Origin of the sequence: Methanoculleus sp. MH98A, from assembly GCF_000691865.1 — an archaeon.
Lineage (GTDB): Archaea > Halobacteriota > Methanomicrobia > Methanomicrobiales > Methanoculleaceae > Methanoculleus.
Map to the genome: position 1 here is coordinate 1 of NZ_JMIO01000184.1, position 837 is coordinate 837.

The 837-nt window shown below is 37.9% G+C and carries 1 protein-coding gene; it reads right to left on the bottom strand.

What is annotated here, in order from left to right:
• Positions 1-784 (bottom strand): glycosyltransferase family 2 protein (locus EI28_RS13715; RefSeq protein ID WP_231476830.1); only part of this gene is annotated, 784 nt, incomplete at its 3' end.
• Between the last annotated feature and the right edge of the window lie 53 nt (positions 785-837).

Consider the following 837-nt stretch of genomic DNA (forward strand, 5'->3'; position numbering starts at 1 on the left):
GCAAACGTACCCCTAGTTCCACAAACTCATACAAAAGAAAGTATGCAGCAAAATACCGATCTTCCCTTTTAATTAACATCTTGTAAAAAGGAGCTAAGTACGCTGAAAAACTAAGCATATATGTAATTACCAATGCAAAGAGAATATAACCAACCTCCTTTTGGTACAAGGACAATAAAAGAGCTGTAAATAGAAAGAGAGACAGTCCATAGGTATAACCAAAAGATAGCAAATTAGATGTACCCGCCTCCCGCCACCTTAACTTTTGTCCTAGAAAACCGCGAATACTACTTGCGCATTTTGTGTACACATATATATTTGGATCATAATGTACTTTCAACCCTTTTTTCTCTCCGCGTTTTATAAAGTCAGATGTTACTGAGGTTTTACCTTCGTTAAATCCACCCACTATATCAATAATCTCTTTTTTGAATGCATTGTTGACCCCTGTCGAAGGGATTCCCATTACCCCCCCATATTTATATTTAATTAAATAGCGAGCGTTTTGGACTTTTTCCAACCAACTTTTGGGGTTTTTGGCATAACATGCACCAATAACCATGTCGTAATATTGCAAATGTCTCACCATTCTTGAAACCCAGTCTCTGTTAACTACAGCATCTGCATCTGTAACTAGGACGTATTTGCCCCTTGCAGATCTTAATCCATGGTTCTGGGCACTCGCCTTGCCTCCATTGGGTTTGGACAATGCAATAACATTTTCGTACTTTGTCTGATATAAAGTGGCAATGTCAGAAGTTCTATCAGTACTCCCGTCGTCCACAATAATTATTTCATACTGAGTTCTAGGGAAGTCAACATCAATAATTGAATTTA